Source organism: Priestia megaterium NBRC 15308 = ATCC 14581 (assembly GCF_000832985.1).
GTDB lineage: Bacteria > Bacillota > Bacilli > Bacillales > Bacillaceae_H > Priestia > Priestia megaterium.
In genome coordinates this window covers 3,049,450-3,075,085 of record NZ_CP009920.1, presented here as the reverse complement: position 1 = coordinate 3,075,085, position 25,636 = coordinate 3,049,450, and the positions used below count along the sequence as shown (strand labels likewise).

Below are 25,636 nucleotides of genomic sequence, written 5' to 3'. Positions count from 1 at the left end.
AGCATTTGTTCCATACTTGTTAAACAGATACATGGTGTACTTTCTTATCCGGTGAGTAAATATCCATGATGTTCCAATGTCCTGACGTTGGTACAGGATTGTTTAACATTGCCACATCAATTACAACTGGTCTATTAGAAGCAACAGCTCTTTGAAGTGCCGGTTTAAACTCTTCGGCTGACTGAATTTTTATACCTTCTACTCCATAAGCTTTAGCGATACTTGCAAAGTCAGGAGAATATACCTCTCCATCTTTTTCAAATACCGTGCCTAGAGTAGTTCCAAAATGTGCTTTTTGCAGTCCCGCGATCGTACCAAACGCAAAGTTGTTCATAATGATCCACACCACAGGGATATTCTCTTCGGCTGCCGTAGCAAGCACAGCTGGATTTTGGCCGAATCCCCCGTCTCCTACTAGAGAAACAACTACTTTATCAGGCTGAGCTACCTTTGCTCCTAAAGCTGCCGGCGCTCCAAATCCCATTGTGGCAAAACCTCCTGGAGTTAATATACTTCCAGCTTCATAGATTGGAAACTGCTGTCCTACCCCATTCTTATTCCAGCCTACATCAGTAGTAATATAGGCATCTTTCGGCAGAACTTCGCGAACTTCATTTAAAATTCGCTGCGGCTGCATTGGGAATGAATTGTCGTGAATATATTCTTCATTGCTAGCTTTAAACTCTTCACGATAAGAAGCAATCTCTTTGATTAATGCTTCATTTTTTACTCCTTCCGGAATAAGCTGTTTAGCTACGCGATTTAAGACTTTAAGGGCTTGTTTTAAATCAGCCACTGCACCGATTTCGGCAGGGTAATTACGCCCTATCTCGCTAGGATCAATATCAATATGAAGCAATTTTGTTTTTGAAAAATCAAACGTATATTCCGGCTCCCAGGAGCTAGAATCTGCTTCTGCAAATCGTGTTCCTAATGCTAAAATATAATCAGCAGTCCGACACTTTTCATTGATAAACTTCGTGCCCCAAAAACCAGTCATCCCTAGAGTCAAGTCATGATCATCTGGAAGTGCTCCTTTGCCCATTAAGGAGTGGGCTACCGGAATGTTCAAGTGGTCCACAAGCTCTTTTAATTCATTTGCTGCATCTGCTAATAGGATGCCTCCGCCTACATATAACACTGGATTTTTAGCATTAATTAATTTTTGTACAATACTCTTTGCCGTTTCATCATCAATAGAAGGTTTTTGCAAAGATTTCGTTTGGCGATGCAATCGATCAAATAAAGCAACATCGATCTTTTTTGAAAAGATATCCATAGGTACAGATACTAATACAGGGCCAGGATTTCCACTTTCCGCTAGTAAAAATGCTTTCTCTAATATTTCTGGAAATAAATCTGGCCGGTCAACTCTCCATGCACGCTTAACGAATGGACGATAAATTTCATATTGGGAAGCATCAGCATGTAAATTTACCTCTTGATGCGGATGCTTTCCATAATAATGAGTAGGAACATCACCAGCGATGACCACCATTGGAATTGAGTCTAACGCTGCATTGGCTACACCTGTAGCAGCATTTGTTAAGCCAGGACCTAAGTGACTTAATACTACTGCTGCTTTTTTCGTCACACGTGCATAGCCATCAGCTGCATGCGCTGCAATTTGTTCGTGTCGAACGTTGATAAATTTAATTTTGCTTTCTTCTAAGGCTGTTAGTACCGCTATGTTTGTATGACCACACAAACCAAAAATATGCTCAATGCCTCGTTCCTCAAGATAATTTACTAATTGATGTGATATTAATTTTTCCATTCTATATCCCCCTTTAAATTCACTATTTATTTTTTTAGGTAATAAACTCAGCTACGATAGCTGCAGGACAATCATTTTTGTTTCTGTCATATCTTCAATCGCAAATCGAGGTCCTTCTCTACCAACGCCGCTGTCTTTTATCCCGCCGTACGGCCAATGGTCGAGCCGAAAATTAGAGGTCCCATTAATCACAACTCCTCCTACTTCTAAAGATTCAGCAACACGGTAAGCTAAATCCATTTGATTTGTAAACAGCCCTGCTTGCAAACCGAATGATGAATCATTTGTTTCCCGAATAGCTTCTTCAATATCTTGATAAGGAATGATGCTCACCACAGGCCCAAACACTTCTTGACACACCACTTTGCTTTGTTTAGGAGGATTTAATAGAACAGTAGGTTCTATAGAAGCCCCTGTCTTTTTACCACCGCATATCAGCTTTGCACCTAGAGCGACTGCTTCTTCAATCCAAGCCAAAACTCGGTTTGCTGCTTTTTCATCTACTAAACATCCAACATCCGTCTGCGGCAGCAGAGGATCACCAACTTTTAAAGACGTTACCTCATTGTTCAGAAGCTCTGTAAATTCAGAAACAACTGAGTCATGTACATAAATACGCTGAACTGAAATACAGCTTTGACCGGAGTTGCTAAACCCTGTTCTCCCACACATTTCAGCAGCTTTCTTAATGTCGGCATCTTCATGAACAATCGTTGAAGCATTTCCTCCTAATTCTAGAAGCACTTTTTTCATTCCAGCCAGTTCACATATATTTCTGCTTGCCACTGTTCCACCGGTAAAAGAAATTATATTTACACGGTCATCTTTTACGATTTGCTGTCCTGTTTCTACTCCCCCTAAAACCATATTAATAGCGCATTCAGGCATTCCAGCTTCTAATAATAGAGCTATAAATTCTGAAGCAACTAGGGCTGTTTGCGGAGCTGGTTTTAAAATAACACTGTTGCCAGCAGCAAAAGCTGGTCCAATTTTGTGGCATACTAAATTCAAAGGTGCATTAAAAGGAGTAATAGCAGCAACAACCCCGACAGGCACACGGAATGTGGAAGCTATCGCTTTTCCCCCTCGTTCGGAAGCATCTCCTGGTATCGTTTCACCGATAAGCCTTTTTGCTTCTTCCGCAGATTGCTCTAATGTTTCTACAGATCGAGATACTTCATCCAACGTATTCTTCAGGGGTTTTCCTAACTCATTTGAGATGAGAGAAGCAAACTTTTCTTTTTGCTTTTCCAAAAGCCGTGCTGCTTCTTTTAAAATTTTGGCCCTTTCATATGAAGACAGACTCGCAATTGTTTTTTTAGCTTCATAGGCAGCTGATAGCGCTCGTTCAACATCTTCTGGCGTTGCTATAATTTGCTCACCAATTACTTTCTGCGAATACGGACTTTTAATACTTACTGCTGATCGATTACCTTCAAGCCATTCTTTATTTACATAAGGTCTTGCTCGTCTAAAGCTCATTGTGATCTCTCCTTTTAACAATTGACCTGACCCTTTTTAGATCGATCTAATTTTATGTTAGATCGATCTAAATTTTGATGCAGTTTTCTATAAATCCTATTGATTTAAAGTAATAACTCAATTTGTAAACGTTATCATAATCCTACAACAGAAATTTTAATCTAGCAATAGGAAATTAAAGAATTTTCTAAAAATATTTATTGATCCTGAGTCCAGTTTGCTTATACTCGTTTACGTAGTTTCACATTCACTTCCTTTTTTTTCTTACATACACTGTAGGAGCATGTAAGATAGCAGCACTGTCAATATGACAAAGATTTATGACTATGCTCGAGCTTAACTATTACTTATTTGTTTTGGTTACAGCGTATCACCATCTGTTGACTAACAAGAATTTTATAAACGTGAGCTGATACTTGCTTCTTAGGACATAATATACCTTTCACTGTTTTTACAAACAGTAAAATTTGTATTATAATTCTAATAACTAAAATACAAAATAATAAGTTTTTTATTGTTAAAAACAGAAAGAGGCTTTGAAAAATGACTTACAGCGAGATGTCTCTTAGAGAAAAAAGCATTGTATTTATTGGCTTTATGGGCGTAGGTAAAACAACAATCGGCGAACTAGTCGCTAAGAAATTATACAGAGATTTTGTCGATATAGACCAAGAAATCGAAAAAATGTTTCAAATGCCTACATCACAAATCTTTAAAGAGTTTGGTGAAGAGTTTTTCCGAAATAAAGAAAAAGAAGTAATTAGCCAGTTATCTCAGCAGCGTTTAAAAATTATATCCGTTGGCGGAGGCGCATTTCTTCAAGAAGAAATTCAAAAAATATGCTTATCAAATTGTATTGTATTCTTTTTAGACCTTTCATGGGATTCATGGAAAGAGCGCATCAGTCTCATTATTGACAGTCGCCCTGTTTTACAAGGAAGAAGTCTAGAGGATATTGAAGAATTATTTTATACACGACAAGCAATTTATTCCAACCACCACTCCAAAGTAGAAACTGACAATTTGGATATTGAAGAAGTAGCAAATTATATTGTTGATTCCTTGAAAATGGCTTGGGATATTTATGAACCGTCTAAATAATTCACAAAAAAAGAAGCAGTTCATTAACTGCTTCTTTTTTTTGATGAGGATTCTCGAACAACTAACTGAGGCGTTAAAATAATGCGATGATGATGTTCTTTTTTATCAACAATTTGGTTATGAAGACACCGTGCAGCATCTTTTCCTATTTGTCTTGCAAAAGAAGAGACGGTTGTTAGAGTAGGGTGACATACGGATGATTCCATGACATTATCAAATCCCACTACCGCTATATCTTCTCCCGGAACAATCCCTTTCTCTTTTAAACCTTGCATAACACCAAATGCAACTAAGTCGCTAAAACAAAAAACTGCTGTTGGAGGCTCAGAAATGTCCAGCACTTGACGTGCAGCTTCTACACCGCCGCTTCTTGTCGGACCGCTCGGAATAACAAGCTCTTCATCAATAGAAATTCCTGCGTTCTTTAAAGCCAAGCGGTAACCTTCCATTCTTTCTTTCCACGTTGTAGAACCGGTTGTTCCTCCTAAAAATGCGATTCTTTTGTGTCCCTGTTCAAGTAAGTGTTGAACCGCTTTTTGAACGCCTAAGCTATAATCTACCCCTACATAATCTGACTCCACCTCAGGCAATTCTCTTACTGCTAGTACTGAAGGAACATCTAAATGCTGAATTTTTCTTATCGTATCTTCCGATGTACCCGCAACAGGACATAAAATAATGCCTCCTACCCGATGCTCTAGCATCGTAGAAAGCAGCTGATCCTGTCGATTATCCGAATCAAACGTTGTACCTAAAAACACCGTATATCCGTCTTTCTCGAGCTCCTCGTGTACTCCAATTAACAATTCTGTAAAAAACGTATTAGATATATCCGTAATAATAACTCCGATTGTTGATGAAGTTTGAGATCTTAAATTTGCTGCAATACGGTCATATACATATCCTAACTCTTTCATCGAAGCTAGAACTTTTTTCCTTGTTTTTTCAGAAACACTTGGACTATTTCGCACAATAAGCGAAGCGGTAGCTCGAGATACTCCCGCGTGTTCTGCCACTTGTTGTAAGGTTACACGTTTGCGTTTACTTTGTTTCAATTTATTCCACCAACCCTTTATAACGCACCTTTTATAATTATTTTACAATTATCTAAAATAAAAGAAAAGCTTCATCCTTTCACGATGTTCTCTGACAAGGAATCAGTAACAAAAAAAGACGCAGCGTGGGGCTACGTCTTTTCTTCCTAATGCGAACTCATATAAAAATTGATAAAAAAGGCAATCGTGATCACATACATCATCCAATGAATTTCGCGATGACGTCCTGTAAACAGTTTAATCGCTGTGTATGAAATGAAGCCGAACGCTAAACCTTCTGCAATGCTGTAGGTTAACGGCATCATGACAATTGTTAAGAAAGCGGGAACAACTTCAGTAAAGTCGTCGAAGTTAACGTTTCGAATGTCACTTAGCATAAGCGAACCAATAATAATGAGTGCTGGAGCAGTAGCAACGCTCGGGATAAATTGAATAAGCGGTGCAAAAAACAAAGTAAATATAAATAAGATGGCAACCGTTAATGCCTTTAAGCCGGTACGCCCTCCTTCTGCAATACCTGTTGCATTTTCAATATACGTATTTAACGCAGTGCTTCCAAAAATAGCACTCGCCATTGTACCGATTGAATCTGCTGCAAGCGCGCGATTTAAACCTGGAATTTTACCGTTTTTATCTACTAAGTTTGCTTTTTTAGATAGTCCAATCAATGTCGCTAGTGTATCAAATAATTCTACGATGGTGAAAGAAAATACAACTGAAAAAATGCCGTAGGCAACTGCACCCTTTAAATCCATTTGAAAAAATGTTTCTCCAACGCTCGGCGGCGTAGCTGAAAAGACGTCTTTCAAGGAATGAGGAACTGCTTGTACTCCTACAATCATCGCTAATATTGTCGTAGCAAAAATACTTATAATGAGAGCGCCTTTTACATTTTTAGCCATCAGTACAGCTGCTAATATCAGCCCAAAAATAGCCAGTAAGGGACCCTTATCCATGACATTTCCAAGCCCTACAAAAGTAGACTCGTTTGCCACAACTAATCCAGCGTTTTTCAAACCGATAAACGCAACAAAAAGACCAATTCCAACTGCTATGGAAGACTTTAATACGTTCGGAATGGCATCAATAATCTTTCCGCGTATTCCTGTTACCGTTAAAACAAAAAATAAGACCCCGGATATAAAAACTGCTCCAAGTGCCGTTTGCCATGACAATCCTTGTCCTAATACTACTGAATACGTAAAAAACGCATTTAAACCCATCCCTGGACCGGTTACAATCGGGAAATTTGCCCACAGAGCCATCAGTAACGTACTAAATACAATGGCGTAAATGGTAGCTGCAAGAGCCGCTTCTCGGGGGATACCAGCGTCAGACATGATAATGGGGTTGACAATTACCATATAACTGACCGTCATAAAAGTTGTAAGTCCTGCTAGTATTTCTTGTTTTGGTGTTGTGTTGCGCTCTGATAGTTTAAACAAGCGCTCTAATATTCCGTTACGCTCCAACACGCGCGCCTCCCTACTTCTAAAAAAAATAAAAAATCCTACCTATTCAAATGTCCTAAAAAAGACACGATTTAGGAGGATTTTACGTTGCAAAGTAAAATCTTTTGTCCTATTATAGTCTTAATTTGTAGATATGCAAAGGTAGAAAACGCTATCATTATAAAAATTTTTATCTTCCGTTAGTTTGGAATTTTGAAAATTTATTTCTCTTATCTTTTTAGTCTGTTGCAAGAGTACTCTTTTTACTCATATATACAAAAAAGAGATTAAGACATCACTAAATAAATCCCATTTAAAGACGAACAAATTGGATAAATGATCTGGACTGCTTGTGACACCGCTGTTGATCTTCGTGCAAGGCTTCGCTTTCCGAGGGCGGGGGGATGAGCCTCCTTGTCGCCTATGCTCCTGCCGGGGTCTCATTCCTTCCGCTTTTCCCTCAGGAGTCTACGCCTTGTCCGCCAATCAACAGCTAGAAGCAACTAAACAGATGAAACCTACGTTCACCTTGACAACAAAAAATCGAATTATTAATCAATAACTCCGATTAATAATTCGATTTTTACTTTTGTTAAAATACTTTTATTCCAGCCTCTTCTTTGTTTTACATCTTATGAAATCAAAAGCGGGATTCTTTTTAAAAGACGATCAATCGAATGATTTGCTTCTTTCAGCACAATTCCTTGGTCAATGGTTTTTAACACGCGGTTTTCCATCACAATTTCTCCATCAACCATCGTTAATTCTACATCTCCTCGCGTTGCTGAATACACAACTCTGGAAATAGGGTCTACGCCGTAAGATGGAAAAGTATGAAGCTGATTTAAATTTAAAATAGCAAGATCCGCTTTTTTCCCAACCTCTAAACTTCCAATTTCTTTTTCAAGCCCGACTGCTTTCGCTCCGCCGATTGTAGCCATTTCTAGCACGTGCTTTGCATTCATGGCCGTTGGTCCGTGCGAGGGTTTATGAATCGTAGCGGCCAGCCTCATTTCGTTGAACATATCCAAATTATTATTACAAGGAGCACCGTCAGCGCCAAGACTTAAAAATACACCTTGCTCTAATAAACCGGGCACATCTGCGATTCCCGATGCAAGTTTTAAGTTTGAGCCTGGGCAATGACTAACTTTTACTCCTTGATTCTTAATAATTTGCTTTTCTTGATCATTTAGCCACACACAGTGCGCTAAAATAAGGCGTTCATTGGCTAATCCTAAATGATCTAAGTACATGATATTTCTCATACCCGTTTCAGCTTCTACGATGCGAATTTCTTCTTGATTCTCAGAAGCATGAGTATGTACATGGACATTATATCCAGCTGATAAATGGCTCACTTCACGCAGCAAATCTTCCGTACACGACAGCACAAATCTTGGGGAGAATGCGTATCGAATACGACCGTTATTTGAATTATGCCATTTTTCAAGCAGCTCTACACTTTCTTTGATCGAGTCAGCCGTTGTCTCCTGCAGAGCTTTTGGCAGATCATCGCCTTTTTTATCCATCATTACTTTTCCTGCAAGAGCTCGGATTCCACTTTGAGATATAGCTTGAAAAGCAGAGTCCGTATGATGAACAGTTTCCATATCTACAATTGTTGTAGTTCCGCTTTGAATGAGTTCGCCGATCCCTAACAGTGCTGAATAATAGATAGATTCTTCATCATGTGAAGCTTCAAGCGGCCATATTTTCTTCTTTAACCAGTCTAGCAGCTCTAAATCATCTGCTTGCCCTCTAAAAAGCGTTTGACACAAATGAATATGAGTATGTATAAAGCCCGGCACAATCGTTTTATTTGCTGCGTCAATGACTTTATCTACCTTTTCCGGATGCAGGTTTTTCCCGATGGCTGCAATACGATTTCCAACAATATAAAGGTCACCGTAAATAATATCATTCTTCTCATTCATCGTAATAATCTCTGCATTTTTAATTAATGTGTGCGTCATACCTTCTTTCCCCTCTTTCGTAACATCTATCTATTTCTAGCTCAAGCCGAACACTAACATCTTCAAGCAATCTTTCTTACACTGGTCTTATATATATGGTGTATGCTCTGAGTTGAATAAGTGTAGGTAACCTCATGGGCGATAGAGAGTTTGGGTAAAAAAAATTCCTAGCTGATTATACAGCTAGGAGGTTGGATTTATGATAAAATCCCAAGTCCCTTTTTCAAGAGGTTATACGAAATCGCAGGAGAATAATGTGATCTTGTATTTATAATATGGTGTTTTCAGTCTATATACCAGCTTTTTGTCAGAAGTTCTAACATTGTTTTTTTATTCTTTTTTATTATGTGACTTTTCTTAACACCCTTATTTTTCATGTTATGCAATTTATTTCCGTTTCTTCTATGTAATATTTCCTAAAAATAAAGAATCTATCTTCTGTTTCTATACAAAACAGAAAAGTTATTTTATGATTTGTATGATTAAAAAACTACAAATCTATATTTTAGAGGTGATTAACTTGGAAAAAATAAATGTTGGCTGCCGTTTTACGCTTTCCGTTATGAGTGATAACTTTATCGATATTATTTTAGGCGCATTAAACGAAGTGGATATGTCTAAAGTTCAGCGAAAAACGGACCGTGTTAGTACGTTTATTGAAGGAACTGCCAAAGATGTATTTGAAGTTGTGCAAGCCGTTTATAAAAGTGCTGGAAAATCAGGAAAGCATATTGTGCTGAATGCCACGTTTTCAACAGGGCAGCACGAAGAATATTTCGAAGAAACAAAAATAAAACCAAAAGAAAACACGTCTTCAAACCAACAGCTTTGTGCTTCGTTCCCTGTATCCACTCAATTTTCTTTGTATCCATTAGATACGCCGCATTATGTAGACATCATCAAAAGCGGAATTGGCGCAGTTAAACAACAGGGAGTATTTGCTGAAACCGTGCCTTTTGCAACAGCTTTAGAAGGAGATGTGGACAAAGTATTCGCTTCTCTATACGAATGTTTTATGAAATCTGTACAGCAAGCTCGTGTCGTGATGACAGTTAATATGTCAGCACACAGTCCTTCTTCAAAACGATAAATTACTTCGTATCTATTTATAAAGATAGAATACTAGAAAGGATTTATATAAATATGGCTACAAACAGAACGTTTTTTTCTTTTTTCCTGATAAGTGCGTTATTATGTCTATTAGTCGTGCCAAACTCTGTTATGGCTAGTGAAAAACCTGCACATTTAACGGTTGCTTCTTACACGCAGTTCTTGAAAGCGCAAAGTGATAAAAGTTCACTGTATGAATTTTCAAAACTGTCGCGTCAGCAAAAACAAAAAGTTGTACAATCACTAAAGGATCCATCTCTGTTAAAAATGGATATTGAAGAGACTAGCGGCACGGTCGAAGCTGCAAGTACAGCAGCATACGGAGCAAGAACGGCTTCACCTTTATTCAAAACAGCAGCTTATACGGCTTCTTATAAAGCGGCTGGATTTACAACAACAAAACTAACGGTGTATGTAGACTATTACACGAAAAACTCATCGGTGACTTCAGTCAAAAGTGTACGAGGCGTCGTCACGAAAAATGTAAACCCCCTTGTGTCTATTTCAAAAAAGAGTTCAAAATCTTGGGTGCAAAATAATCGAGCCTACGGGCAAATTGACTGGCAGTGGAAAATTGCAGCTAAAAATGCCGGAATTAAAAGACAAACTGCTTACGGTACAGCTTCCGGCGCTTCAGGCGGATCAACAGCTATAGTTAATTGATAAAGAGGAATAAATAATGAAAAAAATGATGTGGTGGATTGTTGGTATTACAATTGGAGTACTTTCACTAGGAATTCTGGTAGGTTATTTATCATTTTACAGCATATAAAAACAGCAGGTAATTTCACCTGCTGTTTTTTATCTAAATGTCATCTTCTTGTCATAAAATTAAAACCTCCACTTACAGTGTCTAAGTGCCTGTAAGAAGAGGTTGGGATCACAATTGTTAGTAAGCCTGGTCTCTTCTTATCTTTCAAGCACTGCTTGTGGGAGTTAGCACGGTTCTATAAAGTCCGTTGCCGAGGTTTCAAAGGGCCTATCCCTCCACCTCTCTTGATAAGAAGTTTGTCGAATTTTGTTGATAATTGTTGATAAGATAAATATTATGTTACATGCTGCACAAACAGATGTCAACTACTTTTCAGAAAATTGTTTTCCCTCTAAAACTATGATATCGCTACCATTACTATGACAACTAGGTTACAAATATATAAATTTTTTATATTTTTTTATCACGCTTTTACAGCTGACTTTTTCTCAAAAGAAGTAATAGCCTCATCTAGCATACGAATGCCGGCATCTATCTGTTCTTTTGTTACAGTAAGCGGAGGTACCATACGAATAACTTCACTTGCATTTCCGCAAAAATAAAATAACACGCCTTTTTCTAAAGCTAAGTCCAGAATCTCAAATAAGGCGTCTCCATCTCCTTCTCCCGTATCCGGATTAACAATTTCAATTCCAATCATAAGCCCTAAACCACGGATATCCCCAATAACTGAATGTTTGGCCTTTAAAAGATGCAGCTTTTCTAACGCATAAGCGCCCATTTTTCTTGTGTTATCAAGCAGTTGTTCTTCTTTCATCACTTCAAGAGTTGCAAGGGCTGCTGAACATCCAATAGGATTTCCTCCAAATGTTGTACTATGTGTGCCAAGGGGCCACTGCTTCATTAATTCTTGAGAAGCTACCGTTGCACTAAGCGGAATTCCAGAAGCAATTCCTTTTGCTATAGCCATAATATCTGGCACGACATCAAACGTTTGTCCAGCAAACCATTCGCCGGTACGGCCAAACCCTGTTTGGACTTCATCGAAAATAAGTAATATTCCATGACGATCACAAATCTCTCTTAATTTCTTCATCCAACTTTTCGGAGGAATAATATAGCCGCCTTCTCCTAATACTGGTTCCAAAATAACGGCCGCCACTTCTTCAGGCGTGACTTGGTGCTTAAAGAGTATTTCAAAATCTTTTTCAAGCTTTTCAGGAAAGTACACATCGCTGTCTAGCTCCGCAGGGCACTCTTTTGGATTGGCATATGGAATTTGATACGTCAGTCCCGAAGGCTGCTGAAATTGTCTATATTTGCTTTTCGAGGTTGTAACACTTAAAGCTCCCATCGAGCGGCCATGAAAACATCCTAAAAAAGAAATAACATACGGACGCTTTGTGACATGTCTCGCTAATTTCAAGGCTCCTTCAATTGCTTCGGTGCCACTATTTCCAAAGAAAAAGCAGTCTAAATTGCCCGGCGTTACTTTTCCTAACTCATCCGCTAACTTTAATATCGATTCGTACATAATAACACCTGAAGGACCGTGCAATAATTGATCTGCTCCGTCTTTGATTGCTTTTACTACTTTCGGATGTCTGTGTCCTACATTTGTCGTAGCGATTCCAGAAGTAAAATCGAGATATTCTTTACCATCCAATCCATAATAATAGCATCCTTCTTCTTTCACAACGGGCAAATTCGGATGGTCTTTAGCCATCGTCGGTGCTAGCAATTCAGGCATTCTTTCAAATAAGTGACTCCAATCTTTTGACATACTACATCCTCCTTGAAATTATACAAATCAATTAATCTTATTCCGAAATATAGTTACTTATTAAACAATATTAGGAAATTCAGTTATACTAAACGCTTTAATAGAATAGTAATAAAGCTTATTTTACTATGCATTTTTATTAAAATCAATTGTATAAATATTTATATATAAAATTAATATGCGGGGTCTCATCCCTTCCGCTTTTCCCGCAGGAGCCTTCGCCTTTCCCTCCAATCAACAGCTAGAAGTACTTACATATATGAAAGCTACGTTCACCATCACCATAAAAAAATCCGAACGATTAATCGTTCGGATTTTCCCTCAACTAAAATACTACTGCCACAGCCTCTTTAAGTATATTTATTCAAGATGTTTGGCATCATTGATCGTTTCAAGACGCCATTTCCCACTTTCATAAGCAAAAGTTGTAATCGATGTATTTTGTAAAATAGTAGTCCCCGTTCCTTGTTCTCCGCTTGTTACATGATGAATGAATGTATTAATTGCCGCCCCGTGACTAACAACTGCTACTTTCTTTCCGATAGACTTCTTCATAATTTCCGTTAACCGCCGAACCATCCGTTCTTGAGCGGCTTCGAGTGTTTCGATATTATATAAAGGTTCTTCTCCCCAATTTGTTACATAGTTTGGCACAAGCTCATGCAAAACTTCTACGTTCTTTGATTCTAGTTCTCCAAAAGAGCGCTCACGCAGCTGCTCACAAACTTCAATTTTTTCTACTTTAGCAGCTGCTGCAATTTCCCTAGCCGTCTCCTGCGCACGAAGCAAATCGCTTGTATAGATTACATCAATATGGATATCTCGAAAACGTTCCGCTACGCGTTTAGCTTGTTGCTTTCCCGCTTCGTTGAGCGGAATATCAGCATGCCCTTGAATAAGTTTGTTTTTATTCCAATCTGTTTGGCCGTGTCTAATTAAGTAAAGCATCGTAATCCCCCTTTAATCCCGTTTTAAAAATTGATAGACAGCTTTATCAACCTCTGAGCTTTCATGTAAATCTGAATGTGCTTCATGAAACGTTTGGAGATGAATGTGTTCGGTGAACTCTTGCAGTCCGTACGCACTTTCTACTGTTACCACTCCATCTGTCTTATCTCCCACATCTCCTGCTCCTGAAAAAACGTCGATTTCTTTTGAGAAATCTTGACGACTTTCATAAAGCTTGTTTAACGCTATAGAGTGAAAAGCTAAATCACGAGCACCCATAGATTCAATATGATTGCGTGCATGAGGATACATCTCCATTAATTCCTGATAATCTAATCCTTGAATTGGCGATCCTAACGTAACTAACTTTTGAATATGCTGAGGGTTAGACAAACTAACAGCTGCTGCTGTTACTCCTCCCATACTATGTCCAACTAAATCAACAGAAGGTGCTTTATATGTATCACGTACATCTTGCATAATAGCTTCAATCCATTTTTGCTGCTGTGCAATACTGGCATCTGGCTTTTTAAAGACGATATGAATAAGCGGAAGTTTTCCCTCTTTTGCTTTCATAATATGCTTCCACTGAATAGCTCCATCTTTTTGAACAACGCAGTAACCTACTTTAGTTCCCCATCCGTTTTGTTCAAATCGTTTAATCATTTTCCCTAAGCTTTTTTGACTGCCTAAATAGCCATGAATAAATAAAACCGGCACATTTTTCGATTGGGCACCTCGTTTTATTTGTGGAGCAAAAATATAAAAACAAAGCGAAATAAATAGTATGATACTGATCAATAAAATTAACAGCCGCAAGTTCTCACCCTCCGATCGTCTGGTCCATTACACTCATTAATAAAAAAATTTGGAGTAAATTTTATTCTGATACGTCCTGTAAGCTGCAGAACTTGTCATCTTTTTCTTGCCAACGAGCTGCTCAAAGCGCAAACGCTTTTCCGTAAGCATCTCTGTTAGCCTTTGTTCTTCATTAGCATCCGTGCATATAGAAATCAATTCTTCTATTGTAGCTATATCTCGTTTCAGCTCTTGTTCATCCGTTATCATGTTTGCATTTTTTAATATCCTATACGCTTGGCGCAGTTCTTCAGGTATATGTGACAAATCTTCTAACTTTAATGGTTTTCCTTCCCCAGGCAGCTTATCAAAGTCACCGTCTTTTATTGCTTGTCTAATTCTTTCTTCAGCAATTATATACGCAATATCCAAGGAAAGACCTCCTTTAAGAAAATATAAAATTCAACCTTACCTTCTATATAAAAGATGTATAATAAACACAGCTTTTATAACCGTATTTTTTATTATACTATGATTATAAAAATTGAACTACCTTCACTTCTGGGATAGACTATCCTCCCTTGGTAAAATGATTTCCAGAGCTTCACTCCTTTCACTATCAAACTTTCTTGAGCAGTTTCTTAACTAGCTGAAATTCAATAAACGATTCTGCATCAGGTTTTGTTATCTTATCTTACTATATTTATACAAAAAAGCCTCCTTACGCATGTAAGGAGGTGGAAAAAGGTAATTCTAAGGTCATCATGTTATGCCTACTTACTATAAAACCACAAATTGATAGCGTTTTCAACGTTTTTTTATTACTTTACTAATTTTCTTTTCGTTTAATGAGACTCCGTAAATATAACGAAGCCTCACCAAATTTCTACTCTTCTTTATCTGATGGAATCATAATTTCTCCTTCGTGCTCTTGTTTTTTCAAAAGCAGCTGGAGAATCGTTTTGGATAATTTACTAGGCTGATAAGGTTTAATCAGAAACTCACACACTCCAAGCTCTAACCCTTTGCTTCTTTCGTCTAAAGCAGATGAGATTAAGATAGGAATTTTTTCTGTCTCTATATTTTCTTTGAGGTGTCTTAAAACATCCCACCCGTCTAACTTATTTTCTCCTAACATAATATCTAGAACAACCACTTCAGGCTTTTGCTGATGAATAGAGTTTAATGCGTCTTCTCCGTTGTTAAAATACCGAACATGAAAACCGCTTTCTTTTAATTCTACCTGTAAAAGCGTCGCTAAACTTTTATCATCTTCTACAATCACTACGCTTTTACGGTTATCATTCGCACTTATCATCTCTTCGTCGTACTGAACTTCATATAGAAGAGGCAGAACAACCGTGAATGTTGTTCCTTTTTTCCATTCCGATTGTACAGTAATGTCTCCGCCATGAGCTTTTACAATTTCTTTTACAATTGCTAATCCTAGACCCGTTCCGCCAATTTTGCGCATATCGGAGTTATCTACTCTGTAGAACTTGGTAAACAATTGACCTAGCGCTTTATTTGGTATACCAATTCCTTCATCTTGAATATCAATATAAACAGCGTGTTCCTTTTGATACACTTTAACTGTAACGTTCCCTCCATCGGGCGAATATTTCACTGCATTGCTAATTACATTATTAAACAATTGCAGCAGCTTATCTTTATCTCCCATTACTGTAAAATGCTCTTGATCGGAAATCATATCAAATTCATGCTTACTTGTTTGTATTTTCTGGACTTCAATCACCTGCTTAATAAGCGGAAGAATGTCTTGATACTTTTTATCGTAGGTTTGTTTCCCCGCTTCCATTCTTTGGACGTCCAGAAAATCGTTGATTAAAGAAGTTAACCGCTGTGCTTCCTGATAAATAGTAGTTAAATACTTCTTTTGTCTTTCTTCTTTTAATGTTTTGTTTAGCATAAGCTCAGTGAACCCTAATACACTTGCTAAAGGTGTGCGCAGCTCGTGACTCACAGTGCTTACAAATTCCGACTTCATCTGATCAACTTCAAATTCTTTCGTAATATCACGATGAACGAACAATACGCCAAACATCTGACGGTTTCGATACACGTATTCGCTATAAACTTTTATAACTTTTCGCTTACCTTCCGTGTGCAGGTAATAAATAAAAGACTTTTCTACTTGCTCTCCCTTACAAATAGCTTCAACGTATTGTCTTAGCTGCCCTATATTTTCGACTTTTTGAGAGAGAGCATCTAGCCATTGATCGAGAGAGAGCTGAAGAAGCCCGCTTTGATGCTCATATTGAAACAATTCGCTAATCTTCGTATTCACTTGTAGAATCGTACCGCTTGTATCTACAAGCTGCATTCCTTCTTGAATCGAATTTAAAATATCTTGAGATAGCAGTCGGTCGTGCTCAGACTCTTCGTAAATATAAATTTTTTCAAGAGCAATTGTGATTTGTTTGGCCAGTATTTCAAATGTCTGTAGTTCATGCTCTGTGTACCCATCCGCATAGCGACTGTAAAACATATAGGCTAGCATATCTCCCTGTGAAGACAGCACCGGTACGATAACATCATACAAATAAAACGTTTGCTGATGATATAGGCGCTCATGTTCTATACACTCTCTTTTTATTACCATACATTTTTTTGTCTTTTGCACATGATCAACGTAATTATTATGAGGATTTGCCACCATCTGTTGAACACTTGATGAAGATAGACCAAATGAAGCATGTGTCTTTTCATCGGCTAGCATAATAAACCCGTGATCAGCTTTCATCACCCGGCTCATGTTTGTGACAGCACTCTTGAGAACCTCTTGCTTGTGAAGAGAATTTGTTAGTCCATGCACAAATAAATTGCGCAATTCCAACTCTCCTTCTCGTTCCTTGGTCAATTCTAATGCGTGCTGAAGTTCATCTTGCTGACTGTGCAATTCATCTTGCTGTGCAATCAGCTCCTCATTTTGAGCCGTTAACTCCTGTTCATTATTTTGCAAAGTCGATACCATTTTGTAAAAGGCTTGAGATAGCATACCAATTTCATCTCTTCTATGTTCATCAAATATCATAGGCATTTCTTTTCCGGCAGCAATTTCGCTTGCCGTATATGCTAGCTGACTCAGTGGCTTTACAAACTTATTTAGCAGTATCCGTGTAAGCAATAATAAAATGACCACTGTAAACGCTAAAAATAAAATAAAGAGCGTTTGACTTTTCTGCATGTCACTCGACGTATCATCGTACTGTGTATTTAAGTCTTTAGTTAATTCATTTTGGTAGTCATCAAGTTCTTTTTGCATTTGTTCTATTGATTTAGAAGCAGCATTCCGCTCAGGACTAGAGCGGACTCCTTCAATACCTTTTTTGTCGTAAATATCTTTAAAATAAGGAAGCGTTTGATTAAAATACGTGTTTAGCATTACCGTCGCTTCATTTACAAACGTACGCTCACGTCTATCTGCGGCTAGACCTGAAAGTCGAGCAAAATTTTCTTCGATAATTTTTTGCTGACTTGCAGCCTCGTTATACATATCCTCTGAATCAAATGCAATAAACCCACGAGCCTGCAAAAAAGCCTTGTTCATTGATTTATCAATTGTAGATAGCAGCTGTGTCTTTTCCCGCACTTGTGCCCTGTACTGAGCATAATCAGCTGTAATTTCTTTTTGTCGTACGACAAGTACAGTTGAACCCGCCGCAAAAGCAAGTAAAAGGATACTTGCTAAGAGGATGAACTGGGTTGAAATACTTTTTCGTTTTAGTTTATTGTTCATCTAAAATTTCCTCGATACGTTCGGCTAGCAATAGGGGACTAAACGGTTTAGACATAAAATACGCAGCCCCTGCTTCTAACACCCGGCTTTGATCAGCAGCTTGATTCTTAGCTGAAAGCATCAATACTTTTGTATGGCGCTTATCTTTCATTTCTTTCAGCTGCTGAATGACTTCAAGCCCGGTGAACACGGGCATCATATAATCCAAAATAATTAAGTCAAAATCACGTTCTTTAATAAATTCCAAAGCTTCTTCGCCATTTTCTGCTTCCGTCACATCATGTCCTTCATCTTCAAGGGTATCTACCACTAACATACGAAGCACTTCTTCATCTTCCGCTAATAAAATTTTTGCCAATGTTATTCCTCCGCTTGTAGTCGTCCATACGTTTTTTGCAATATGAAGTAGGACGGCTTTATTCGTTCGTGAAAAGTTGGATACTCCCAATTTTTCCACTTGTATAAGTAAAAATCTTTTAATAAAAGTTCTCCTTTTTTCTGAGTCGGAAACGTATCTTCCACGTCATTGCTCTTCTTATTAATAGCTACGACTCCCACTTGAATTCCTTTTATTTTCTCGCTGGATTCTAATCCTTTTTTGGACCAAATATCTCCCATTATTTCTTTTTGACTCGGGTCTTTTACATTTAAAAGCGCCCAAGGAATGCGAAGTTCAGCAATTCCACTTGATTCATTCACTTTAAAATCTGCTAGCGAATCAAATGAAGAAGAATTAGGATCGCTGTTTCCTTCTTGGAGCTTACCAGTTTCATAGGCGTCAAAAGGAATGGTTCTCTTGTTTTTCCCCTCTCCAATCGCTAACTCTTTGTTAAGGGCGAGCCTGATTGGATTAACCATGCCGTTGTCTTTTGTATCGCTTCCTTTTACGGCCGGAATCATTTGAAGCTGATGAGCATATGAAAAATAATACGTATCGTAATAGCTGTCTATCCATAAATGACTGTCTTCTTTCCCGTTTAATTCTGCTACAAAATCAATTCCTTTTGTTTTTAAGGAAGGAATTTGAGGAATCTTTGACTGTCCCTGATTGTTAATCGTGTTAAACAAGAAATAAAGCTTTTGATTTTCCAGTTCTTTTGCACTCACGTGTAGGTATAAGTAACCTTCATCACTTGTAATGTTCAATGCTTTTAACTTCTTAGACGGCTTATATACCGACTTGCTGTTCAGCTTTTTCCAATCATCTGATTTACCGTCTACTTTGACTTTCAGCTTCGTTCCCGGATCAAAACTCAGCAGTCCAAAATGCTGCTCTCCCGTTTGCAAATTCGTCCAAAATGGCCTTCGGTTCGGATTGTCGTACTCCATCGTATTCCACGTTCGCTTAAACCATTCATCTTGCCATGTAAAGACCATACCGCCAGCCATTTTTTCTTCGACAATGTCTTCATATAAGCGTGACAGAATCTTTCCTTGTTCTTGTTCCGTGTGAAAGCCTTGATCCCACCCGTATACGTTTCTATGAGTGAGTCCTCGCGAAGCCGGAATGCCAAATTCAGCAACAAGAACGGGCATATGATGAACTTCTTTCATATTTTGCAAATAGCCTGCATAGTTATTTTTCTCTCCTCGATGATCTTGATAAGCGAGATAACGAGGTTCATAGTTTAAGAAATCAGGATAGTACGGATAAATATGATAAGAGGCAAATAATCCCGGCTCAAATTTTTTAGTTGTGTGAATTAAATTAGGATTAACAGACACTTTATCTTCGTCTTCAGAAGGCTCATATGGATGAGTCAGCAAATCCGTCGTCACCCAGTTTGTAAAGCTCATAGGCCGCTGCCAATCATATTTATCCTGCTCATAGGAAATTGTTTTTTCCATAAGCTGAGCAAGCCAAATTTCAAAGGGGTTGCCTTTTTCGGTATAGATATACTGCCCTTTAAAATCTTTCATTCCTTTATGTTTTTCATTTGTCGAAAGAGCTACCGTGGGATCCCATTCAACTCCTATAATCCAGCCCAAAACATAAGGAGAAACGTCTGCTGTATACGTTCCGCTAGCATGTCCCGTCCGTTTTGGCAGTGTTGCCTTTCCATGAATAACGTTTACAATCCTTTTCATTTCAGCTTCAAATTCTTTTGTATTTTCCTTTGCAAAAGCATCTTGTGAATCATAGAAAACTTCTTCATTCACCCATACTCCATGAAAAAGATAAATGGGTTCTTTGGCTTTTTGATTATACTCAGCAAGCGCTTCATAAAAGGCGGGAGGATGAATGGTGTATACGCGGATTGAGTTTGCATTCATCTTTCCGATTTCTTTAAACCAGCGCAAATATTCTTCTTTCGAAATAGCAGTCTCACCGGGGAAATGTCCTGGCTTACTAATGCCCATATTTACTCCTTTAATCAGCAAATCTTGCCACTTGCCATTTTGATAAACTTGCAAATATTCTTTTCCTACTTTCCCTGCTACTTTAAGGTCAGCATCTTCATAGATTTCCATATTTTTATTAAAAGTAACAGAAGCAGGCTGAGATTCATTTTGCTGGTGATCTATGATCTTATTCATAAGAGGCAGATAAACAGTCCAGTAAAAAGAAGACTCATCTTCTTTTCCGATTTTCTCTGTCCATTTCTTCCACACCGGGTAAAAAGAGGTTTGATAAATGGAAGGTACTTCTCCTTGATCTGCAAAATCTCCTGCAAAGTAATAAGTATCATATCGCTCTTTATTATGATGAACGACTGCTGGTATGGACAAAGGGATACCATTTTCCTTTAGCTTGTTTTTTCCTTCAGAATCCAAGTGAAAGACAAACTGAGCCTGCACATCACTTTTTTGCTGGGGTGTAATTACGTCAAACCAATATTGATAAGCAGATTCATCCTGTAAATTCAATGTTTTCTTTCCTTGTTTTGTATATTGAAACCATACTGGATTTTCTTTTAATTCTTTTTCCGTTATAATAACGAGCTTATTGGATTCATTAACGAATAATAAGCCTTTTCCTGTAAGGCTCCACTCTTTGTTGTACTGCTTTTTGTAACCACTTTTCACCCAAGCAGGAACTTCTTCACTGCCGAATTCCTCAAAGTAGCGACCAATCCAGCCGGACCACGTAACATTGTACAATTCATACAGTTCTTTGCGAACGTCTAAGGAAGTAGGACTTCCAAATGTATTAAACTCTCCAATCAGCGTTTTTGTACGTCCATTCAGCACTTTCTTAACGTAGCTCACGTCTTCAGAAGTCATGCCGCCATACACCAATTGAGAGCGATCTCCTCTTTTAGCTTTTACGCCTAAATCTTCTTTGTATACACCATACGTGTCGGTGATATAAATCATATCTGCAGAGTTTGTTTTTGGCAGAGATTTAATGCTGTATGTTTTATCTCCTTTCGGGTAAAACCCTGCATAATCTTTTGAGATTTCATAAGGCTTCCCGTCTTTGCGTACTTTCGCTTGATTCAGCATCCACATTAAGCCTTGATGCTCTCGAAACGTTTGATCTGGCACTGTTTTATCAATGACAAGCATATTCAAATCAGCTGGTTTCTTTAGCTGCCAAATAAGAAATGGAGAAGCCGTTATTCCCATAACCAAAATAATGCCGCCGATTAATAACCATTTTTTCATTGTGAAACTCCTTTTCGCTGCATGTCTCCCCAGCCTTTTTTATTGCGAATAACATCCAACAATCCATGACAGCGCCATATAACAGTTAGAGGGCGATACCAAAAGGATTCAGTCAGGGAAAAGAAAAATAGCTTAGCAATATCGGATACTTTTGGATATTTACGAAGGCTCCACTCTTCTAGCAAAACGGCCGCCATTGAATAAAGAGAACCATATACAACCATTAAAAGAAAAAGCAAATAAGCAAATTCTACATAAATCCCGCCTACAACTAGAGAAATAACAATAAACAAATAGCCTAACATTTCCATGACCGGCCCGATTAGTTCAATAAACACAAAATAAGGCATAGAAATCATTCCGATGCTTCCGTATTTCGGATTAAACAGCATCTCTTTATGCTTCCAAAGACTATCAAATAAACCACGGTGCCAGCGGTTCCGCTGTCTTCGCAAATATTTGATTTCATCGGGTGCTTCTGTCCAGCATACGGGATCTGGAATATAAACAATTTGATTGCTGGTTTTTTTCTGTTTAATCAGTCGGTGCAGGCGAACAACGAGCTCCATGTCTTCGCCGACTGTATGAGAATAACCCCCAGCTTCAATCACCCAGCGTTTAGAAAATACGCCAAATGCTCCTGACACAATAAGCAATAAATTATGGCGACTGAGACCAATGCGCCCCATAAGAAAGGCACGTAAATATTCAATAATCTGCATCACAACAAGCGGCTGCGTATCAAGTCCAATCGATACGACCGCACCGTTTTCGATTTTACATCCGTTTGCAATTCGAATACTTCCCCCTGAAGCAATTACTTCTCCGTCTGAATCAATAATTGGCTTCATAACTTTTAAAAAAGCATCTCTTTCTAACACTGAATCGCCATCGATCGAACAAAAATAAGGATAGTTGGATAAATTAATTCCTGCATTTAATGCATCTGATTTTCCCCCATTTTGTTTATCGACTACATATAAATAATCGTATAATTTAGAACGATATACAGCTTTTACTTCTTTCGTCTCTACTTGCTTTCTCACAACTCGATTCATTTTCACAAGAGAAAACTCCTCGATTAGCTTTTCTAACGTATCATCTGAAGATCCGTCGTTTACTACAATTACTTCATATTCCGGATATTCAATTCCAAGCAGCGAACGCACGCTTCCAATAATCCCGACAGATTCGTTATAAGCGGGAACTAATATAGATAACGGCGTTGTATAGCTGACCGCAAGCAAATCTTCATAAGGTTCTTCATCATTTAATTGATATTGCTTTCGCAGTTGAAAAGCCGAGATGATAAACATCGTAAAATAAAAACAAAGCACAAAAATCATATAAGCAAATACAGCCCATCCACAAATGGACAATAAAAGATGCCAAACACTATTCCACAACCGTAATTCCTCCTTTTTCAAGCCATTCTGCTGCCATATCTTTCGAAAACTTGTCATCAGTCGTTTTGTATACTTGAACTAAGTATTCTTTACCTGTTGGGATTTTCATCATTGACTGAGCAGCATTTGAACGCACAAGAAAATGAGAATCTTTTAGAGACTGCTCAAGAAGTGACAATCCCTTCTCATCTCTCGTTTTGCCTATTAGTTTTGTAGCCATCATTCTTTCTTGCCAAATACCTGACTGAAGATGGTTCGTGAGCTCTTCTATTCTTAATGGAAAAGATAAAGCATTAAGTGATTTCAATGAACGAATTCGCAGTTCTTCTGATGAACTTTTCATGTGCATTTTTAAGAAATCTATATACTTTAACTTATGATTGATACCGATCATATCGATAAGAGGCAGCTGAATTTCTTCTTGCAGGTCTTCAAATTTATTAATAAATTGCTGAAACTGCTCACTGTTCATAGTTCCAAACAAAGAGCGGTACATGAATTCAGACAGCGGTCTAGAAGCGTTTGTCATGTACATAACAAACTCAGGGCGATTCAGCTTAACTAAAATTTTTAAAATTTGATTTTTTTCAGCCGCTGTACTATTTTTTTTCTCATATATTTGTACTAATTGGTCTGTTAGCGTAGTTAGCCCAAAATCTTCAATAGCATAAAGGGCATTCATTCTGACACTCCATCTAGAATGATGCAGCTCTTTTTTATATTTGGGTGTAAACACCTTCTCCGCATAGAGCGTAATGTTATTTAGAATTTCATCGCCTTGTACAGCTGCAGAAAAACCGCTCAATAGTTCCTCTACACCCGCCAGCTCTATTCTATTTTTAGGCTCTACCCGATGTTCTTCATCTTTTCTGTATAAATAAATAAAAAGAGATTCTTTCATACTATCTTTATAGGATTCTACTTTTGCTCGAAAAGCGTTTAAACGCGCTTTTTGAATAAGTAAATAACTCAGAAAACAGACTAAAAGCAATAGCAACCCGCCAAATAAGATATATACCACTTGAATTGACATCGCCATTTATTTCACCTTCTTCATTAAATGACGCACGCGCGCTTCAAGCTCCATTAACTTAAATGGCTTTGTCATGTAATCGTCTGCCCCAAGTTCTAATGCTCTTTGAATATCTTGTTCGCTGTTTCTTGATGTAAGCATAATAACCGTATACTGATCGTGACGTTTATTCTGTCTTAATTTTTGCAGCACTTCTAAGCCATCCATTTTAGGCATCATTCCGTCTAAAATAACAAAGTACTGATCGCTAGAATGAATCCATTGGGACTCAAAGAATTCGATGCCATCTTTAAACACTTCTATTTTCACTTCATAGCGATCTCCTACATCAATCTTACTTAAAAGCTCTTTCAGCATCGTTCGAATGATAGAATCATCATCAATAATAGCCATACGAAGCGTTCGCTTTTTAACCAGCTTGCTTTCAGAAGAAGCTACAATTTTTTGACGTCCTGATTCCTTCGCTATATATAATGCCTCATCAGCTTGATGAAGAGCTTTTTCTAACGGCCATTCAGTGTTATGAACTTCTACAACTCCGCCGGAAAAGCTGCAATAAAACGAAGTGCTTTGATGTGTGAACACTTTTTTCACAAAGGAATCCAACAGTCTATTTAATACTGTTTCTGCCTCTTTTATATTGGTTTTTGGCAGTAAAAGAATAAATTCTTCGCCTCCATATCTAAAAATGTGATCTGTTGGACGAATTTCATGCTTCATATACTCTACAAATGCTTGCAGCACGCGGTCTCCCATAAGATGTCCATATCGATCATTTATTCTCTTAAAGAAATCTAAATCTAAAATCGCTAAACAAAAAGGATCTTTTAAACGGTCGTAGCTGGATAGCTGCTGACTGTAGATTTCTTTTAAATACGTTCGGTTATAGGCTCCTGTTAATTCATCAAACATTAAATAGGAGTTAAACATCTGCTTTCGTTCAATATGGTGACCAATTCGAAGCAGACTTTCTTCCATATCGAGAGGTTTAACAAAAAAATCATCGGCCCCTAATTTAAAAGCCTTCAAACGCGTCTCTCTTTGATTATCAACGCTCATCATGACAATGGGGACGAACAGTTGCTTTGTTTTATCACGTAAAAATGACAGAATGTCAAAGCCTGTACAGTCTTTCATATGTACATCAACAACAAAACAATCCGGCTTTAATTCGTAAAAAGCCGTAATGGCTTTTTCTTTAGAGGCAGTTGCTAATACGTACCAACCTTGTTTTTCAAACTGTTCTTTTAAATACATCAGCATTGAAAGATCATCATCCACAAGTAAAACATTCGCTGTTTGTTCACTAATTTCTATCGGTTTATTTATATCTTCTGCGGATTGAATTTCATCTTGATAACAAATTTTAATAATATCTAATAAAAATGTATTCAACTCCGCGTAATCCCAGGTTTTTTTCTGATTTTTTTCAACAGCTTCCATTAACTCGCGGGAACGATCTCCTAAATAATTCAGTCCAATGGTTGCAGACGTTCCAGAAATTGAATGCAAAAAGCGGTACACTTCTTCATGAGGTATTTCTTCATTTTGATCGGTCCACTCTTGCAGCTGCTTACGCACATTAGCTAATAATGCAATTTGATATTTATCCATCTTATACACCCTTTGTTCGAT

Annotated in this window: 18 protein-coding genes and 1 riboswitch; of the genes, 3 read left to right on the top strand and 15 right to left on the bottom strand. The window is 37.9% G+C overall.

The features are described from left to right. Nucleotides 1–19 precede the first annotated feature (19 nt). Together BG04_RS16225 and BG04_RS16220 are read right to left on the bottom strand one after the other, a co-directional pair. A complete protein-coding gene (locus tag BG04_RS16225; protein WP_034654011.1) occupies nt 20–1,777 on the bottom strand; it encodes a thiamine pyrophosphate-binding protein in 1,758 nt (585 codons plus the stop codon). A gap of 51 nt (nt 1,778–1,828) precedes the next feature. Beyond that, nucleotides 1,829–3,259, bottom strand: coding sequence for an aldehyde dehydrogenase family protein (locus BG04_RS16220; protein WP_034654013.1), 1,431 nt, complete (start codon nt 3,257–3,259; stop codon nt 1,829–1,831). A 543-nt stretch (nt 3,260–3,802) separates the two neighbouring features. Between BG04_RS16220 and BG04_RS16215 the strand changes: the two genes are divergently transcribed. Beyond that, entirely contained in the window at nt 3,803–4,360 is a 558-nt protein-coding gene (locus BG04_RS16215) for a shikimate kinase (RefSeq protein WP_013055659.1), read from the top strand. A gap of 23 nt (nt 4,361–4,383) precedes the next feature. Here the strand turns inward: BG04_RS16215 and BG04_RS16210 are convergent, their stop codons facing one another. The 3 genes from BG04_RS16210 to BG04_RS16200 all read right to left on the bottom strand — a co-directional run bounded on the left by BG04_RS16210 (nt 4,384) and on the right by BG04_RS16200 (nt 8,842). After that, on the bottom strand, nt 4,384–5,415 hold the full coding sequence (locus BG04_RS16210; RefSeq protein ID WP_034654015.1) for a LacI family DNA-binding transcriptional regulator: 1,032 nt from the start codon (nt 5,413–5,415) through the stop codon (nt 4,384–4,386). Between the two features lie 146 nt (nt 5,416–5,561). Beyond that, nucleotides 5,562–6,887, bottom strand: a complete 1,326-nt coding sequence (locus BG04_RS16205; RefSeq protein ID WP_016763224.1) for an NCS2 family permease — start codon at nt 6,885–6,887, stop codon at nt 5,562–5,564. Between the two features lie 611 nt (nt 6,888–7,498). After that, complete coding sequence (locus BG04_RS16200; protein WP_034654016.1) at nt 7,499–8,842, bottom strand: 5'-deoxyadenosine deaminase; 1,344 nt, start codon at nt 8,840–8,842, stop codon at nt 7,499–7,501. A 520-nt stretch (nt 8,843–9,362) separates the two neighbouring features. Here BG04_RS16200 and BG04_RS16195 point away from each other — a divergent pair. Both BG04_RS16195 and BG04_RS16190 read left to right on the top strand, forming a co-directional pair. Next, nucleotides 9,363–9,932, top strand: coding sequence for a YkoF family thiamine/hydroxymethylpyrimidine-binding protein (locus BG04_RS16195; RefSeq protein ID WP_016763222.1), 570 nt, complete (start codon nt 9,363–9,365; stop codon nt 9,930–9,932). A gap of 53 nt (nt 9,933–9,985) precedes the next feature. Next, nucleotides 9,986–10,615, top strand: coding sequence for a hypothetical protein (locus tag BG04_RS16190; protein ID WP_034654018.1), 630 nt, complete (start codon nt 9,986–9,988; stop codon nt 10,613–10,615). A gap of 243 nt (nt 10,616–10,858) precedes the next feature. Then, nucleotides 10,859–10,958: riboswitch (SAM riboswitch) on the bottom strand. Nucleotides 10,959–11,127: 169 nt separating this feature from the next. Here BG04_RS16190 and BG04_RS16185 read toward each other — a convergent pair. The 10 genes from BG04_RS16185 to BG04_RS16140 all read right to left on the bottom strand — a co-directional run bounded on the left by BG04_RS16185 (nt 11,128) and on the right by BG04_RS16140 (nt 25,615). Then, complete coding sequence (locus tag BG04_RS16185) at nt 11,128–12,447, bottom strand: aspartate aminotransferase family protein (protein WP_034654019.1); 1,320 nt, start codon at nt 12,445–12,447, stop codon at nt 11,128–11,130. A gap of 360 nt (nt 12,448–12,807) precedes the next feature. Continuing rightward, entirely contained in the window at nt 12,808–13,395 is a 588-nt protein-coding gene (locus BG04_RS16180; protein WP_013081957.1) for a histidine phosphatase family protein, read from the bottom strand. 12 nt (nt 13,396–13,407) lie between these two features. Next, a complete protein-coding gene (locus tag BG04_RS16175) occupies nt 13,408–14,214 on the bottom strand; it encodes an alpha/beta fold hydrolase (protein WP_034654021.1) in 807 nt (268 codons plus the stop codon). Between the two features lie 36 nt (nt 14,215–14,250). Beyond that, complete coding sequence (locus BG04_RS16170; RefSeq protein ID WP_013081955.1) at nt 14,251–14,625, bottom strand: DnaJ family domain-containing protein; 375 nt, start codon at nt 14,623–14,625, stop codon at nt 14,251–14,253. Between the two features lie 454 nt (nt 14,626–15,079). Continuing rightward, a complete protein-coding gene (locus tag BG04_RS16165; protein WP_034654024.1) occupies nt 15,080–17,953 on the bottom strand; it encodes an ATP-binding protein in 2,874 nt (957 codons plus the stop codon). After that, nucleotides 17,943–18,311, bottom strand: coding sequence for a response regulator transcription factor (locus BG04_RS16160; RefSeq protein WP_013081953.1), 369 nt, complete (start codon nt 18,309–18,311; stop codon nt 17,943–17,945). Before BG04_RS16160 ends, BG04_RS16165 begins: the two co-directional genes overlap by 11 nt. Nucleotides 18,312–18,313: 2 nt before the next feature. Next, on the bottom strand, nt 18,314–21,562 hold the full coding sequence (locus tag BG04_RS16155) for a hypothetical protein (RefSeq protein ID WP_034654026.1): 3,249 nt from the start codon (nt 21,560–21,562) through the stop codon (nt 18,314–18,316). Then, on the bottom strand, nt 21,559–22,968 hold the full coding sequence (locus tag BG04_RS16150; RefSeq protein WP_034654028.1) for a glycosyltransferase family 2 protein: 1,410 nt from the start codon (nt 22,966–22,968) through the stop codon (nt 21,559–21,561). The genes BG04_RS16155 and BG04_RS16150 overlap by 4 nt, the downstream gene beginning before the upstream one ends. Beyond that, nucleotides 22,958–24,007, bottom strand: coding sequence for a HEAT repeat domain-containing protein (locus BG04_RS16145; RefSeq protein ID WP_034654030.1), 1,050 nt, complete (start codon nt 24,005–24,007; stop codon nt 22,958–22,960). The genes BG04_RS16150 and BG04_RS16145 overlap by 11 nt, the downstream gene beginning before the upstream one ends. Then, nucleotides 24,008–25,615, bottom strand: a complete 1,608-nt coding sequence (locus BG04_RS16140) for a GGDEF domain-containing response regulator (protein ID WP_034654033.1) — start codon at nt 25,613–25,615, stop codon at nt 24,008–24,010. It lies immediately after the preceding gene. Nucleotides 25,616–25,636 lie beyond the last annotated feature (21 nt).

Bases quoted from the DNA above. Each gene is read 5' to 3' on its own strand.
- BG04_RS16145 (WP_034654030.1), bottom strand. From the start codon at position 24,007: ATGGCGATGTCAATTCAAGTGGTATATATCTTATTTGGCGGGTTGCTA.
- BG04_RS16155 (WP_034654026.1), bottom strand. From the start codon at position 21,562: ATGAAAAAATGGTTATTAATCGGCGGCATTATTTTGGTTATGGGAATA.
- BG04_RS16140 (WP_034654033.1), bottom strand. From the start codon at position 25,615: ATGGATAAATATCAAATTGCATTATTAGCTAATGTGCGTAAGCAGCTG.
- BG04_RS16190 (WP_034654018.1), top strand. From the start codon at position 9,986: ATGGCTACAAACAGAACGTTTTTTTCTTTTTTCCTGATAAGTGCGTTA.
- BG04_RS16165 (WP_034654024.1), bottom strand. From the start codon at position 17,953: ATGAACAATAAACTAAAACGAAAAAGTATTTCAACCCAGTTCATCCTC.
- BG04_RS16185 (WP_034654019.1), bottom strand. From the start codon at position 12,447: ATGTCAAAAGATTGGAGTCACTTATTTGAAAGAATGCCTGAATTGCTA.
- BG04_RS16180 (WP_013081957.1), bottom strand. From the start codon at position 13,395: ATGCTTTACTTAATTAGACACGGCCAAACAGATTGGAATAAAAACAAA.
- BG04_RS16215 (WP_013055659.1), top strand. From the start codon at position 3,803: ATGACTTACAGCGAGATGTCTCTTAGAGAAAAAAGCATTGTATTTATT.
- BG04_RS16225 (WP_034654011.1), bottom strand. From the start codon at position 1,777: ATGGAAAAATTAATATCACATCAATTAGTAAATTATCTTGAGGAACGA.
- BG04_RS16220 (WP_034654013.1), bottom strand. From the start codon at position 3,259: ATGAGCTTTAGACGAGCAAGACCTTATGTAAATAAAGAATGGCTTGAA.
- BG04_RS16200 (WP_034654016.1), bottom strand. From the start codon at position 8,842: ATGACGCACACATTAATTAAAAATGCAGAGATTATTACGATGAATGAG.